14 protein-coding genes are annotated in these 12,832 nt (G+C 69.5%); 8 read left to right on the forward strand and 6 right to left on the reverse strand.

The window, feature by feature from the left end:
• Nucleotides 1–27 precede the first annotated feature (27 nt).
• Nucleotides 28–669, forward strand: a complete 642-nt coding sequence (locus tag ACFJGU_RS21065) for a TetR/AcrR family transcriptional regulator (protein WP_382306343.1) — start codon at nucleotides 28–30, stop codon at nucleotides 667–669.
• Nucleotides 670–696: 27 nt separating this feature from the next.
• Complete coding sequence (locus tag ACFJGU_RS21070) at nucleotides 697–1,275, forward strand: TetR/AcrR family transcriptional regulator (RefSeq protein WP_382306345.1); 579 nt, start codon at nucleotides 697–699, stop codon at nucleotides 1,273–1,275.
• 79 nt (nucleotides 1,276–1,354) lie between these two features.
• On the opposite strand, the gene ACFJGU_RS21075 is transcribed toward ACFJGU_RS21070, so the two are convergent.
• Genes ACFJGU_RS21075 through ACFJGU_RS21085 form a run of 3 tightly spaced genes read right to left on the reverse strand, consistent with a single transcriptional unit; the run spans nucleotide 1,355 to nucleotide 4,643 of the window.
• Entirely contained in the window at nucleotides 1,355–3,100 is a 1,746-nt protein-coding gene (locus tag ACFJGU_RS21075) for an FAD-binding oxidoreductase (RefSeq protein WP_382306347.1), read from the reverse strand.
• A complete protein-coding gene (locus tag ACFJGU_RS21080) occupies nucleotides 3,097–3,852 on the reverse strand; it encodes a lysophospholipid acyltransferase family protein (RefSeq protein ID WP_382306349.1) in 756 nt (251 codons plus the stop codon). Before ACFJGU_RS21080 ends, ACFJGU_RS21075 begins: the two co-directional genes overlap by 4 nt.
• Nucleotides 3,849–4,643, reverse strand: a complete 795-nt coding sequence (locus ACFJGU_RS21085) for an SDR family NAD(P)-dependent oxidoreductase (RefSeq protein WP_382306351.1) — start codon at nucleotides 4,641–4,643, stop codon at nucleotides 3,849–3,851. Before ACFJGU_RS21085 ends, ACFJGU_RS21080 begins: the two co-directional genes overlap by 4 nt.
• Nucleotides 4,644–4,749: 106 nt before the next feature.
• Between ACFJGU_RS21085 and ACFJGU_RS21090 the strand changes: the two genes are divergently transcribed.
• From ACFJGU_RS21090 to ACFJGU_RS21100, 3 genes are read left to right on the forward strand one after another with little or no spacing between them, the layout of a single operon-like run.
• On the forward strand, nucleotides 4,750–5,775 hold the full coding sequence (locus ACFJGU_RS21090) for a hypothetical protein (protein WP_382306353.1): 1,026 nt from the start codon (nucleotides 4,750–4,752) through the stop codon (nucleotides 5,773–5,775).
• Nucleotides 5,772–8,153, forward strand: a complete 2,382-nt coding sequence (locus ACFJGU_RS21095) for an HAD-IB family hydrolase (RefSeq protein ID WP_382306355.1) — start codon at nucleotides 5,772–5,774, stop codon at nucleotides 8,151–8,153. Before ACFJGU_RS21090 ends, ACFJGU_RS21095 begins: the two co-directional genes overlap by 4 nt.
• A gap of 12 nt (nucleotides 8,154–8,165) precedes the next feature.
• A complete protein-coding gene (locus tag ACFJGU_RS21100) occupies nucleotides 8,166–8,960 on the forward strand; it encodes a ferritin-like domain-containing protein (protein ID WP_092554123.1) in 795 nt (264 codons plus the stop codon).
• A gap of 88 nt (nucleotides 8,961–9,048) precedes the next feature.
• On the opposite strand, the gene ACFJGU_RS21105 is transcribed toward ACFJGU_RS21100, so the two are convergent.
• Together ACFJGU_RS21105 and ACFJGU_RS21110 are read right to left on the reverse strand one after the other, a co-directional pair.
• Nucleotides 9,049–10,029 carry an aldo/keto reductase gene (locus ACFJGU_RS21105; RefSeq protein WP_382306357.1) on the reverse strand — a complete coding sequence of 327 codons (981 nt, stop codon included), beginning with the start codon at nucleotides 10,027–10,029 and terminating at the stop codon, nucleotides 9,049–9,051.
• The gene (locus tag ACFJGU_RS21110) at nucleotides 10,026–10,409 is read right to left on the reverse strand and encodes a MerR family transcriptional regulator (protein WP_382306359.1); all 384 of its coding nucleotides are present in this window, start codon (nucleotides 10,407–10,409) and stop codon (nucleotides 10,026–10,028) included. Before ACFJGU_RS21110 ends, ACFJGU_RS21105 begins: the two co-directional genes overlap by 4 nt.
• 77 nt (nucleotides 10,410–10,486) lie before the next feature.
• Between ACFJGU_RS21110 and ACFJGU_RS21115 the strand changes: the two genes are divergently transcribed.
• On the forward strand, nucleotides 10,487–10,921 hold the full coding sequence (locus ACFJGU_RS21115; RefSeq protein ID WP_382306360.1) for a YdeI/OmpD-associated family protein: 435 nt from the start codon (nucleotides 10,487–10,489) through the stop codon (nucleotides 10,919–10,921).
• A gap of 3 nt (nucleotides 10,922–10,924) precedes the next feature.
• Nucleotides 10,925–11,965 carry a zinc-binding alcohol dehydrogenase family protein gene (locus ACFJGU_RS21120; protein ID WP_382306362.1) on the forward strand — a complete coding sequence of 347 codons (1,041 nt, stop codon included), beginning with the start codon at nucleotides 10,925–10,927 and terminating at the stop codon, nucleotides 11,963–11,965.
• Nucleotides 11,966–11,995: 30 nt separating this feature from the next.
• Here ACFJGU_RS21120 and ACFJGU_RS21125 read toward each other — a convergent pair whose 3' ends face one another.
• The gene (locus ACFJGU_RS21125; protein ID WP_382306364.1) at nucleotides 11,996–12,151 is read right to left on the reverse strand and encodes a hypothetical protein; all 156 of its coding nucleotides are present in this window, start codon (nucleotides 12,149–12,151) and stop codon (nucleotides 11,996–11,998) included.
• 49 nt (nucleotides 12,152–12,200) lie between these two features.
• Here ACFJGU_RS21125 and ACFJGU_RS21130 point away from each other — a divergent pair, with 49 nt between their 5' ends.
• On the forward strand, nucleotides 12,201–12,830 hold the full coding sequence (locus tag ACFJGU_RS21130; RefSeq protein ID WP_382306365.1) for a DNA-3-methyladenine glycosylase I: 630 nt from the start codon (nucleotides 12,201–12,203) through the stop codon (nucleotides 12,828–12,830).
• Nucleotides 12,831–12,832: the final 2 nt, after the last annotated feature.

The following is a 12,832-nucleotide window of genomic DNA, read 5'->3' on the forward strand; positions in this document are numbered from 1 at the left end:
GCTCGATCCACCGGTCAGAAGGCTCCGATGAGCGACGATCCCGAACTACCCGGTCGCACCACCTACCGGCACGGCGACCTCCGCGGCGCGCTCATCGCGGCGGGCGTCGAGATGGCGCGGGAGGGTGGCCCCCGCGCCGTCGTCCTCCGGGAGGCGACCCGCAGGGCCGGGGTCTCCCCCAACGCCGCCTACCGCCACTTCGCCGACCGCGCCGCCCTGCTGCACGCGGTCTCCGACACCTGCCTCGGCTTCGCGGCCGATCGCATCCAGCAGGCCATCGACGAGCATCCGCGCACGGGTGACGCCGTGGCCGACGCCCGGATGGGACTCCGTGCGGTGGGGCTCGGGTACATCGCCTTCGCCCGGGAGGAGCCGGGGCTGTTCCGCACCGCATTCTCGGTTCCCGACGACCTGCGGCAGGCCGCGTCACCCGCCAAGGCCGGCCGCAACGGGCTGACCCCGTTCCAGCTCGTCGGGCTCGCGCTCGACGCCCTCGTCGCGGCCGGCGTGATCCCGCCCGACCGCCGCGAAAATGCGGAGTTCCTCGCCTGGGCCGCCGTGCACGGCCTCGGGATGCTCGTGATCGACGGCCCCCTCCGCGGCCTCGACGACCGCATGATCGACTACTCCACAGAGCGCCTCCTCGACATGGTGGATCGAGGGTTGTGATCCAGCCTGTGACGGCATAATGGCAGCATGACCGACCGCGAAGTCGATGCCGCGCATGCCGGGGCTGACGCGCGGATCGTCGCAGCCACCCTGGGGCTGCTGCGTGATCGGGGGCCGGCGGGGGTGAACGTCGAGGCGGTGGCCGCGGCATCCGGAGTGGCGAAGACCACCATCTACCGGCGCTACGAAGACCGTGAGGCGCTGCTCACGGCCGCCATCGACGCCGCGACGACCGAGGTCACCCTGCCGACCGGTATGTCGACCTACGACACGCTGCACTGGCTCCTCGGGGCCGCCCGCATCCGCGTCCAGGACATCGTGGGGCGCGGAACGGTCGCCGCCATCCTCATCGACGACGGCGCACCGTTCACCGAGCAGCTGCGCGACATGATCCGGATGCGCAGCCACCAGTTGGTGGCGTTCCTCGACGAGGCGGTCGCCCGCGGAGACCTCCGCGAGGGACTCGACGTGAAGCTCGTGGTGAGCGTGCTGCTGGGCTCCGCGGTCGGCCAGGTCATCCGCGGCGGCGAGCCCGACGAGGAGTGGGCCGACCGGCTGCTCACGCTGCTCTGGCCGGCCCTCACCCCTCCCGAGACGACGGCCTGAGCCCGCGATCCGTCACTTCTGGTCGCTTTGACCGCGCGAAAGCGACCGAAAGTGACGGATCGGCGTGGTGCTCGAGGGGCTACGGCGCGGGGGCCGCGGCGGGAACCGACGCGCGCGGGGCGTTCGCCACGATCTCGGCGACGTCGTCGGCCGTGACCTGGAGGGTGCCGAGGACCTTGCCGGGGTTGAAGAGGTGCTGCGGGTCGGCCGAGTCGAACAGGCCCTGCATGAGCGCGACGCCGCCCTCCGAGATGTCCTGCGCCATCCACGGCGAGTGCTCGACGCCGACGCCGTGGTGGTGGGAGAGCGTGCCGCCGGCATCCTGGAACGCCTGCTGGATCGAGTACTTGACCACCTCGTACTGCGCGATCGGGTCGTCACCGTGCACGAAGGCGAAGGTGAAGTAGAGGCACGCGCCCGAGTGGTAGGAGTGCGAGAGGTGGCACATGATCCACCCGTGCACGCCGAGCGCGTCGTACGCCTTGTTCGCCGCGGCGACGGTGGTGTCGTACACCTCCTGCAGCTTCGACCAGGGCGCGGCCGTCTCCGATACGTCGGCCGCGGCACCGCGATCGAGGAGGAAGTCGCGGAGGTACGGGGTGTCGAACTTCTTCTGGTCGTAGAGGGCGCCCGGGCCCTTGCCCACTCCGAGACCGCCGTGCTTCTTCACGATGGCTCCGACGAGCTTCTTCTCGTACGACACGTGCGACGCCGAGCCCTCGTAGCCGATGAAGGAGAGGCACATGTCCTCGAGCACCCAGCCGCGGCGCTTCAACACCGACATCAGCACGCCCTGAGCCGCGCCCGAGATCCCTTTCGAGGCCTTGCGGGTGGCGAGCGAGAAGCCGCTCTCCCGCGCATCGGAAACGCGGGTGATGGAGGGCGACGCGTCCGACTCCGAGATCTCGTGCATCGCCGCGAGCCCGGCCTTCCAGTTCGGGAAGAAGTAGGCCTGCACCTCGCGCACCTCGGGCACACGGTGCACCTGCACGGTGACCTCGGTGATGACGCCGAGTCGCCCTTCCGAGCCGATGATCATCTCGCGAACGGATGGCCCCGTGGAGGTCGACGGCAGGGGTCGCAGCTCCACGATCGTGCCGGGGCGCACCATCCGGAGCCCCCGGGCGATGTCGGCGATGTCGCCGTACTTGTCGCTCTGCATGCCCGACGAGCGGGTGGCGACCCAGCCGCCGAGCGTGGAGTGGGTGAAGCTGTCGGGGAAGTGCCCGAGGGTCCAGCCTTTGGCGCCCAGCTGCTCCTCGATGTCGGGGCCCTGGGCACCGGCCTGGATGCGGGCGAGGCCCGAGCCCTCGTCGATCTCGAGCACGCGGTCGAGGCGGCCGAGGTCGAGCGACACGATGGTGCGGGTCTCGTCGGGCAGCGACTCGAGGCTGCCGGCGATGTTGCTGCCGCCGCCGAAGGGGATGATGACGGCACCCTCGGCGACCGCGGCGTCGACGATCTGCTGCACGTCCCACTCGTCGGCCGGGTAGACGACGATGTCGGGAACGCGCGCGATCTCGTTGCGTCGGATGCGCAGCAGGTCGCGGATGCTCTTGCCGTAGGTGTGCACCACGCGCACGAGGTCGTCGGTGTGGGCGTTCTCCTCACCAACGATGGCCACCAACGTGGTCTCGAAGGAGGGCGACAGGCGCGGGGGCGCGATGGTGAGCTGGTCGAAGTCGAGCGGCGGAACCGGCGGGGTGCGCACGTCGAGGGCCACGGCCTTCTGCACGAAGGGCACGAAGTCGGGCTTGTCCTCGAAGTGGAAACCGACGCCCTCGAGGCCCCAGCCCCACCACTTCATGTGCTTGACGTCGGTCATGCTGCCCCTTTCTCGGAGGTTCGGGTGGCGGCCGAGCTGATCGGCAGCGCGGGGATGGCGGCGGTGCCGGCCCCGGTGGAGTGCAGTCGGCGCACCTCGTGCTCGATGCGCGCGGAGAACTGGTCGGGCGTCTCACCCGGGAGGGCGAGCATCGGCTGCCCGAAGACCACGGCGACCGGCGGACGGCCCGGGATCGGCCAGTTGCGGCCGCGCGGCATGGCGAGGCTCGCGCCCACGATGGCCACGGGAACGCAGGGCACGTCGCACGACATCGAGAGCGCGGCGGCACCGGGCTTGAATCCGGCCATGGCACCGGTCTTCGAGCGGGTGCCCTCGGGGAAGACGAGGAGCGGGACGCCCCGGTTCAGCAGCTTCTTCGATACGCCCGGCTTCGCGGCCGTTCCGGTGCGATCGATGGGGAACGCGTTGAAGAACAGGGCGGTGAGGATGCGCCGCCACCAGATGTCGAAGAAGTAGTCGGCCGCGGCACCGGCGGCGAGGTAACGACCGAGCCGTCTCGGCAGCGCGCACATGATGAGCGGAGCATCCAGGTGGCTCGAGTGGTTGGCCACGGCGATGAACGCGCCGTGCACCCCCTTCACGGCGTCGTGCCCGCGCACGCTGACCCGGGTGATCGACCAGACGACGGGCTTCAGCACCATGCGCTGCGCGACGAAGCGCATGCCGGCCATCACCCCCGAGGTGAAGCGGTCTTTCGGTGCCCGGATGAGGTGCGGATGCTTGTCGGTCATGGAGTCACCGTCGCTTCTGCCGGTTTGTTCCGGCTCGAGGAGATGCGGCCCGACACCCAGCGGATGACGCGCCGCGGGAGGTGACGGGTGAAGAACAGAAGGACTTTGAACCGCGCCGACGGCACGGAGAGCACTTTTCCGCGGGCCACGTCGCGCAGGCACTCCTCGACGAGTTCGTCGGCGTCGAGCCAGAGCGCGTCGGGGATCGACTTGGTGCGGATGCCGGCACGGTCGTGGAACTCGGTGCGCACCCAGCCGGGCAGCACCGCCGAGACCTGCACGTTGGTGGAGCGGAGCTCGACGGCCAACGACTCGGTGTACGCCGTGGTCCAGGCCTTCACCGCGGAGTAGTTGCCGGTGGCGATCGTGCCCGCCACGCTCGAGACATTGAGGATGGTGCCCTTGTGTCGGGCCGTCATCGCCCGGCCGGCCGCGCCGCCCAGGATCAGCACCGCGAGGCACATCACCGTCAGGGCGCGCTCCTGCACGCTCACGTCGCGCTCGAGCAGCGACCCGTGGATGCCGAAGCCGGCGTTGTTCACGAGGAAGTCGATCGGCTCCTCGGTGCTCTCCAACCGCGCCGCCACCCGATCGATGTCGGCTCGCACCGCGAGGTCGGCCGAGATCGTCTCGACGCGCGTCGCACCGTCACGACCGAGTTCTTCGGCCATGCTGTGGAGCCGGGATTCGTCGCGAGCCACCAGCACGAGGTCGTAACCACGAAGAGAGAGCGCTCGGGCGAATGCGGCACCGATACCGGATGTGCCACCGGTCACCAGAGCCGTCGCCATCTGCTTAGGATACGCTACGGAGTGCGTAGCGTCAGACGTGCGCCGTTGAAATCCACCCCATGTACGCCGCCCACGCGGAGGGATACCGTTGTCCGGAGAGCAGACGATGTCCGTCGAAGAAGAAGCGAGCCCGCCCTTCGACGTGCGCGATTTCGCCCGCACGGCCGTCGGCAGCCATCGTGACTCGATCGACCTCGCCGCGTTCGCCGAGCATCCGCTCTCCGCTGACACGGTGCGTGTGCTGGCGTACCTGCGTGAGCTCGAGCGCTCCACCATGACCTACCTGCGCAACGTGCTCGTGACCCCCACGCACAAAGACGCACGGGTCACCGCCTTCCTCACCACCTGGGCCTTCGAGAAGTTCTGGATCGCCGACGCGTTCGAGGTGATCGTGCAGGCCCACGGATACGACGCCGCCGGAATCCAGGATCTCCCGCGCCTGCGCGCCCTCGGCCTCGAGATCGCGGAGCGGGCGACCCCCATCGTGGAGTCGTTCCGCGCCAACTCGATCGGGGCCGACGTCATAGGCCTGCACCTCGCCTCGGTGACGATCGACGAGTGGATCACCGAGGCCGCCTACCTCCGCCTCGCCGCTCTCGACCCGCACCCCGAGCTCGTGAAGCTGCTCGCCACGGTGCAGACGGTGAAGGCACGGCACCGCCGGTTCGTGGAACCCGACGCCGCGCGCCGACTCAACGACTCGAAGCGGGCGCGCTCGCTCGCCCGGCGCGCTCTGCCGCGCACCAGCTGGCCGATCGGCGCCTCGAGTCTGCGCCGGTCGGAGACGGCCTTCTTCTACCGCACGCTCGTCAGCGAAGCACTCGCGACAGAGATCGATGAGCACGTGCGGAGCACTCTGCCGGGTCTCAGCACGCTCACGCTGGTGAGCACCGCTCGACGCCGCGCGCTGGCCAGGGGCGGTGCCTCGAACGAGGTGGCACGCCGATTGGGTCGCGCCGCATCGCTGCTCCGGCACCCTCGCGCTGCGACCGCCGCCGGCGGATCCACCGGATCGGCCGCCGCCGACACCACTGGCGCAACACAGACGACCGGCACCACCGACACCACCGGATCGGCCGGCACGACCTCCACCGACCCGCACACCGAACAGAAAGGCGGAGCGCAGGGATGACCGACGCCTCCCCGACCGACCCCACCACGCCGCACGCGGCATCGAGCCCCGACTTCACCCTGGGCTCGTCGCACGTGCTGCTCACAGGGGCCACCGGCTTCGTGGGGCAGGCCGTTCTCGAGCGGCTGCTGTCATCGCATCCGGACACCCGGATCTCCCTGCTCATCCGCCCCAAGTCGACCACGAGCGGCGAATCGCGGCTCACCACGCTGCTCAAGAAGCCGGTGTTCCGCGTCTGGCGCGAGACCGTCGGCGAAGCCGAGGTCGAGCGAGCCCTGCGCGAGCGCATCACGGTCATCCAGGGCGACCTCGCGAACCCGGGCGAGCTGCCGGGCGACCTCGACGTCGTCATCCACGGCGCGTCCACCGTGAGCTTCGACCCGCCGATCGACGAGGCCTTCCAGACCAACGTCGACGGCGCCACCGGCATCTACGGAGCCCTGCTCGCCTCGGGCAGCGACCCGCACGTCGTGCACGTCTCCACCGCCTACGTGGGCGGGATGCGCAAGGGCGTGCGCCTCGAGGCCTCGCTCGAGCACGACATCGACTGGCGCATCGAGAACGCCGCCGCGAAGTCGGCGCGTCTCCGCGTCGAGATGGCCTCGCGCCAGCCCGAAGTGCTGAAGAGCCTGCTCGACGCCTCGCGGGCCAAGCTCGGCAAGGTGGGGCCACAGGCCGTCGCCGCCGACGCCGAGGCCGCCCGCATCGAGTGGGTCACCAAGCGGCTCGTCGAGAGCGGCCGCATCCGCGCCGAATCCCTCGGCTGGACGGATGTCTACACGCTCACGAAGGCGTTCGCGGAGCGCGCCGCCGAGCAGCTCTGGGGCACGGCCGGGCACCGCCTGTCGATCGTGCGACCCTCCATCATCGAGAGCGCGCTGCGGCATCCGTTCCCCGGCTGGCTCGATGGCTTCAAGGTGGCCGACCCGCTGATCATGGCCTACGGGCGCGGGCAGCTGCCCGAGTTCCCGGGCGTGCCCGACTCGATCCTCGACGTCATCCCGGTCGACTTCGTGGTGAACGCGATCCTCGCCGCCGCGGTGACGCCCGCGAAGGTCGACGAGCCGAACTACTACCAGGTGGTCTCGGGCGCCCGCAATCCGCTGCCGTTCCACACGATGTACGAGAACGTCAAGGAATTCTTCACCACCAACCCGATGCCGCACGTCGACGGCCCGATCCAGGTGCCGTCGTGGCGCTTCCCGGGCGGTCGGTCGGTCGAGCGCACCCTGAAACTGCAGGAGCGGCTGGCCTCGGCCGCCGACGACGTGGTGGGGCGGATGCCGTCGACCACGCGCACCCGCCGGTGGACCCAGGCACTTCATCGCCGTCAGTCGGGCCTGACCCAGCTGCGCTACTTCGCCGAGCTCTACCGCGCCTACGTGCAGACCGAGCTGATCTTCGACGACCGCAACACGCGCGCGCTGGATGCGACCGTGCCCGAGGACCTGCGGGCCGACGTCTCCTTCAACGTGGTGGACATCGACTGGCACGACTACTTCCAGAACGTGCACTTCCCCTCGATCACGGGCCTCACCAAGGCCTACGCCTCGCGTCCCGCCGGCAAGGCCCGGGCCAAGCGCGCACTGCCCGTGCGCAGCGACGTGCTCGCCGTGTTCGACTTCGAAGGCACCGTCGTGGAGTCGAACCTCGTGGAGCAGTACCTGTGGGTGCGTCTCGGACTCATCCCCAAGGCGCAGTGGCCGCAGGAGTTCGCGTCGCTCATGCTCTCGGTGCCGAAGTACCTGCGGGTCGACCACCGCGACCGCGGGGAGTTCATCCGCACCCTGGTGCGCCGCTACCGCGGCATCAAGGTGGCCGACCTCGAGCAGCTGGTGCAGGGCCGTTTCGGCGCCGCGATGCTCTCGCGGGCCATCCCGGATGCTCTCGATCGCGTCGCGCAGCACCGCGCCGCCGGTCACCGCACCGTTCTCGTCACCGGCGCCACCTCGTCGGCCGCCGAGCCGTTCGCGCAGTTCTTCGACGAGGTCGTGGCCGGGGAGATGCACGCGAACAAGGGCGTGCTGACCGGCTACCTCGCCACTCCCCCGCTCGTCGACGAGGCGCGCGCCGCGTGGCTGCGCGAGTACGCCACGCAGCACGGGGCGAACCTCACCCAGTCGTACGGCTACGGCGACAGCCTCGCGGATGTCGCGTGGCTGCAGTTGCTGGGAAACGCCACCGTGGTCAACCCCGACACCGAACTGTATCGGCACGCGCAACGAACAAAGTGGACGGTCGAGGACTGGACCCGACGTTCATCCGAAAACCAGCTGGTTCCCGGTAACCTGAGCCTGCTGCCCGACGCCCCACGGCCGACCGCCGCGAAGCCCGCACCCGAGGAAGGAGACCGGTCCACCGCGAACGACGCGCGCTGACCGACATCTCTCATGGCATTCGACATCGACAAGTACACGGAGACCTCGCAGAAGGTCGCGTGGCAGGACCTCGACTTCAGTGACTTCCGGGAGCATCCGCTGCCCGAGGGTACGCTGCGTTCATTGCGCTACATGTGCGACATCGAGTACCACACGGTCTGCTACCTGCGCGACATGCTGGTGACGCCCTCGCACAAGGACGAGGATGTCACGGCGTTCATGACCATGTGGAACCGCGAGGAGTTCTGGCACGGCGAGGCCCTCGCCGCCGTTCTCGCGGAGCACGACGTGATCGTCGACTTCGACGAGCTGAAGGCCACACGCCTCAAGCTCGGCTGGAAGGACCGGCTCGACCCGGTGAAGCAGTCGCTGCTCGGCAACATCGTGGGCTCGGGCTTCATCGCCGTGCACATGGTGTGGGGCGCGGCCAACGAGTGGTCGGCGGTCGCCGCCTACAACCGGCTCGCCGATCTCGAGGCGCACCCGGTGCTCGCCGAGCTGCTGCGGCGCATCGCCAAGCAGGAAGCCCGGCACGTCGCGTTCTACGCCACGCAGGCGCGCGAACGCCTCGCCAAGAGCAAGAAGGCCCAGGTGCTGGCGCGCTTCGCGCTGAAGAACTTCTGGGGCCCGGTGGGCTCGGGCGTCATGACCGACGCCGAGGTGAAGCACGTGATGGGCCACCTCATGGGCGGCCCCGACGGCCGTCGCGAGGCCGCCAAGATCGACGCTCACATCGCCCGCATGCCCGGCCTCGACGGCCTCACGATCGTGCAGGACGCGCTCGACGCCCGAGGCATCGCCGCCTGACCTCGAGCGGGCCGCGCTCCGCGATCCGTCAGTTTTTGTCGCTTTGGCGTGCTCAGAGCGACAAAAACTGACGGATCGGCGAGGGTCTCTACCGGTTGACGGTCGACATGTCGGGGTAGCGGTCGCCGACGGCGGGGGCGATGTCGTCGAGGCGGGCGAGCTGCTCCTGCGTGAGCGTGAGCGCGGCGGCGCCGACGTTCTCCTCGAGGCGGCTCACCCGCTTGGTGCCGGGGATCGGGGCGATGTCGTCGCCCTGAGCCAGCAGCCACGCCAAGGCCACCTGCGCGGGCGTGGCGCCGAGCTCGGCGGCCACCGCGTCGACGGTCTCGACGATGCGGATGTTCGCCGCCAGGTTCTCCCCCGCGAACCGCGGGTTGTTGCGCCGGAAGTCGCTCTCGTCGAGCGCGTCGACCGAGCGGATGGCGCCGGTGAGGAACCCGCGACCGAGCGGCGAATACGGCACGAAGCCGATGCCCAACTCGCGCAGGGTGGGCAGGATCTCGGCCTCCGGATCGCGCGTCCAGAGCGAGTACTCGGTCTGCAACGCCGTCACCGGCCGCACCGCGTGGGCGCGCCGGATGGTGGCGGGAGCCGCCTCCGAGAGCCCGTAGTGGAGGATCTTGCCCTCGTCGATCAGCTCGCCGAGTGCGCCGACGGTCTCTTCGACGGGCGTGTTCGGGTCCATCCGGTGCTGGTAGTAGAGGTCGATGTGGTCGGTGCCGAGACGCTCGAGCGAGCCCTCGACCGCGAGACGCACGTTCTCGGCGCTGCCGTCGAGGCCGTACGACCCGTCGCCGCGGTGGAGCAGGGTGCCGAACTTCGTGGCCACCACCACCTCGTCACGGCGGGAGCCGAGGGCCTTGCCGAGCAGCTTCTCGTTCTCGTACGGTCCGTACATCTCGGCCGTGTCGAAGAAGGTCACGCCCAGGTCGATCGCGCGGTTGATGGTGCGGATCGACTCCGCCTCGTCCGTTCCGGCACCGGTGTAGAACGCGCTCATTCCCATGCAGCCGAGGCCCAGCTGCGAGACCTCCAGGGGGCTCTGACGGCCCAGGGTGACTTTTCTCATCGTGTTCCTGTTCTTTCTCGGTAGCCCGCGATCTTGAAGTCGATCGCGGCCAGGCTCTTGGTCATCTCGTCGAGCTGCGCGACCACCGACATCCGGTGGCGCAGCAGCAGTTCGAGGCGCGCCTCCTCGGTGTCGTCGCCGCTGCGGGCGAGCGCGGCGTACTCCTTGATGCGCGAGATGGGCATCGCCGTGAGCCGCAACTTCGTGAGGAAGCGCAGCCAGCTCACGTCGGCCTCGGTGTAGCGGCGGTGCGTCGACGAGGCGCGACCGACCGGGCGGAGCAGCAGCCCCTCGCGCTCGTAGTACCGCAGGGTGTGCGCCGAGACCCCGACCTGCTCGGCGACCTCGGCGATGGTGAGGAGGTGGTCGGTGACGGTCATGTGCTTCACGATAAGACTTCGAGTGCACTCGAAGTCCAACGGTGGCAGGGTTCGGATCGAACGTCCATACTTCAGTCATGAAGTTCACCAGCACGATCCTGGCCAGCGGCAAGACGGCGACCGGCATCCCGGTTCCCGAGAGCGTCGTGGAGGAGTTGGATGCCGGCAAGCGCATCCCGGTCGTCGTCACGATCAACGGGTACAGCTACCGCAGCTCGATCGTGTTCTACACGGGTCAGTTCCTGATCGCACTGAGCGCCGAGAACCGCGCGGGCGCCGGCGTGGCGGCCGGCGACGAGGTGGAGGTCGAGGTGGCGATCGACGACCAGCCCCGTGACGTCGAGGTGCCGGCTGCACTGGCCGACGCGCTGGCGAACGACGCGGATGCCGCGGCCGCGTTCGCCGCCCTGTCCTACTCGAAGAAACGCGCCATCGTTCTCTCGATCGAGGGTGCTAAGACCGACGAGACCCGGCAGCGTCGCATCGCCAAGGCGCTCGACGACCTGGTGTGAGCCGTGCCCGAGTCGCCGATCAGCCCTCCCGCAGCGACCGAGACGATGTCGGCCGTCGTGTACCGCCGTCCCGGGCCGATCGAGCCGGCCGACAGCCTGGTCGACGCCCGGGTGCCGGTGCCCACGCTGGGCCCGCACGACCTGCTGGTGCAGGTGATGGCGGTGTCGGTGAACCCGGTCGACGTCAAGCAGCGCGCGAACGCCGCCCCGCGCGGTGACGGCATCCTCGGCTACGACGCCGCCGGCGTGGTGGCCGCGATCGGGCCTTCGGTGACGCTGTTCGCCCCCGGCGACGAGGTGTTCTACGCCGGTAGCATCACGCGGCCCGGCGCGAACGCCGAGTTCCAGGCGGTGGACGAACGGGTGGTGGGCCGGAAGCCCGTGACCCTCGGATTCGCGGAGGCCGCTGCCCTGCCGCTCACCTCGATCACGGCGTGGGAGGGGCTGCTGAAGCAATTGCGCCTCAGCCGCGACTCGCGCGGCACCCTCCTCGTGATCGGAGCGGCCGGCGGTGTCGGATCGATGGTGGTGCAGCTCGCGAAGGTCGTCACCGGGGTGACCGTGGTGGCGACGGCATCCCGTCCGGAGACGGTCGAATGGGTGAGGGCTCTCGGCGCAGACCACGTGATCGACCACAGCCGCGACCTGCTCCCCCAGCTCGCCGAGGTGGCGCCCGACGGCGTCGACGCGGTGTTCAGCACGCAGCGCACGAAGCAGAACCTGCCGATGCTCGTCGAGGCGCTGAAACCCTTCGGTCACATCGTGGCGATCGACGACCCCGACGAACTCGACGTGCGTCCGCTGAAGCCGAAGGCGCTGTCGTTCCACTGGGAGTACATGTTCGCGCGGTCGATGTTCGGCACCCCGGACCTCGTCGAGCAGCACCGCCTCCTCGACTCGGTGGCCGAACTGGTGGAGTCCGGCGCCGTGCGCACGACCCTCACCCGCGTGCTCACGCCCTTCGACGCCGCCACCCTCCGAGAAGCCCACCGCCTCGTCGAGTCAGGCACCACCATCGGCAAAGTCGTCGTCTCCCGCGTCTGAGTTCGGGTTCCGACCCTGTGGGGCGAGGAGCTAGTGGCGGCGCTGGGTGGGGAGGACCGAGAAGACGATGAACAGCGACGCCGAGACGCAGAGGATGCCGCCGAAGAACACCCAGGCGTTGGAGAACTGGCCGAAGAGGAAGAGCCCGAGGAGGAACAGCAAGATCGCTCCGATTGCAGCGAGCACGTTCATTGTCTTTCCTCCGTCGTCCGTGGCTTCCTCAATACTAGAGGGTGTGAGCGATCGAGCCGACGAGGTGCCGGGTGTGGTGGTGGTGGGAGCCGACGGGCTCGCGCGGCCGTTGTGGGCATCCGTCGACCCACTGATGCAGGAGTACTACGACACCGAGTGGGGCATGCCGGTGCGCGACGAGCGCGGCCTGTTCGAGCGGCTCAGCCTCGAGGCGTTCCAGTCGGGTCTGTCGTGGGCCACGATCCTGCGGAAGCGGCCGGCCTTCCGCGCCGCCTTCGACGGCTTCGATCCGGATGCGGTCGCCGCCTACGGCGACGCCGAGGTGGCGCGTCTGCTGCAGGATGCCGGGATCATCCGCAACCGCGCGAAGATCACGGCCACCATCCACAACGCCCGGGCCACGGTGGCGCTCCGCGACGACCCCGACGTCGAGGGTGGGTTGCCCGGCCTGATCTGGTCGTTCCAGCCGGCCGAGACGCCGGAACCGGTGGCCTTCGCCGACATCCCCACCACCTCGCCGGAGTCGGTGGCACTGTCGACGGCGCTGAAGATCAAGGGCTTCCGCTTCGTCGGCCCCACCACGATGTTCGCGCTCATGGAAGCGGCGGGCATCGTCGACACGCACTTGATGGGCAGTCACCGGCGGGGCAGCTCGGGCGTGTGGGCGCACTGATC

It is taken from the genome of Herbiconiux sp. UC225_62, from assembly GCF_042694625.1.
In the GTDB taxonomy this organism is placed as follows: domain Bacteria; phylum Actinomycetota; class Actinomycetes; order Actinomycetales; family Microbacteriaceae; genus Herbiconiux.

What these genes read in the sequence shown, in the direction of transcription:
- ACFJGU_RS21070 (WP_382306345.1), top strand. Translation starts at nt 697, where the DNA reads ATGACCGACCGCGAAGTCGATGCCGCGCATGCCGGGGCTGACGCGCGG.
- ACFJGU_RS21075 (WP_382306347.1), bottom strand. Translation starts at nt 3,100, where the DNA reads ATGACCGACGTCAAGCACATGAAGTGGTGGGGCTGGGGCCTCGAGGGC.
- ACFJGU_RS21080 (WP_382306349.1), bottom strand. Translation starts at nt 3,852, where the DNA reads ATGACCGACAAGCATCCGCACCTCATCCGGGCACCGAAAGACCGCTTC.
- ACFJGU_RS21095 (WP_382306355.1), top strand. Translation starts at nt 5,772, where the DNA reads ATGACCGACGCCTCCCCGACCGACCCCACCACGCCGCACGCGGCATCG.
- ACFJGU_RS21065 (WP_382306343.1), top strand. Translation starts at nt 28, where the DNA reads ATGAGCGACGATCCCGAACTACCCGGTCGCACCACCTACCGGCACGGC.
- ACFJGU_RS21110 (WP_382306359.1), bottom strand. Translation starts at nt 10,409, where the DNA reads ATGACCGTCACCGACCACCTCCTCACCATCGCCGAGGTCGCCGAGCAG.
- ACFJGU_RS21085 (WP_382306351.1), bottom strand. Translation starts at nt 4,643, where the DNA reads ATGGCGACGGCTCTGGTGACCGGTGGCACATCCGGTATCGGTGCCGCA.
- ACFJGU_RS21105 (WP_382306357.1), bottom strand. Translation starts at nt 10,029, where the DNA reads ATGAGAAAAGTCACCCTGGGCCGTCAGAGCCCCCTGGAGGTCTCGCAG.
- ACFJGU_RS21090 (WP_382306353.1), top strand. Translation starts at nt 4,750, where the DNA reads ATGTCCGTCGAAGAAGAAGCGAGCCCGCCCTTCGACGTGCGCGATTTC.
- ACFJGU_RS21115 (WP_382306360.1), top strand. Translation starts at nt 10,487, where the DNA reads ATGAAGTTCACCAGCACGATCCTGGCCAGCGGCAAGACGGCGACCGGC.
- ACFJGU_RS21100 (WP_092554123.1), top strand. Translation starts at nt 8,166, where the DNA reads ATGGCATTCGACATCGACAAGTACACGGAGACCTCGCAGAAGGTCGCG.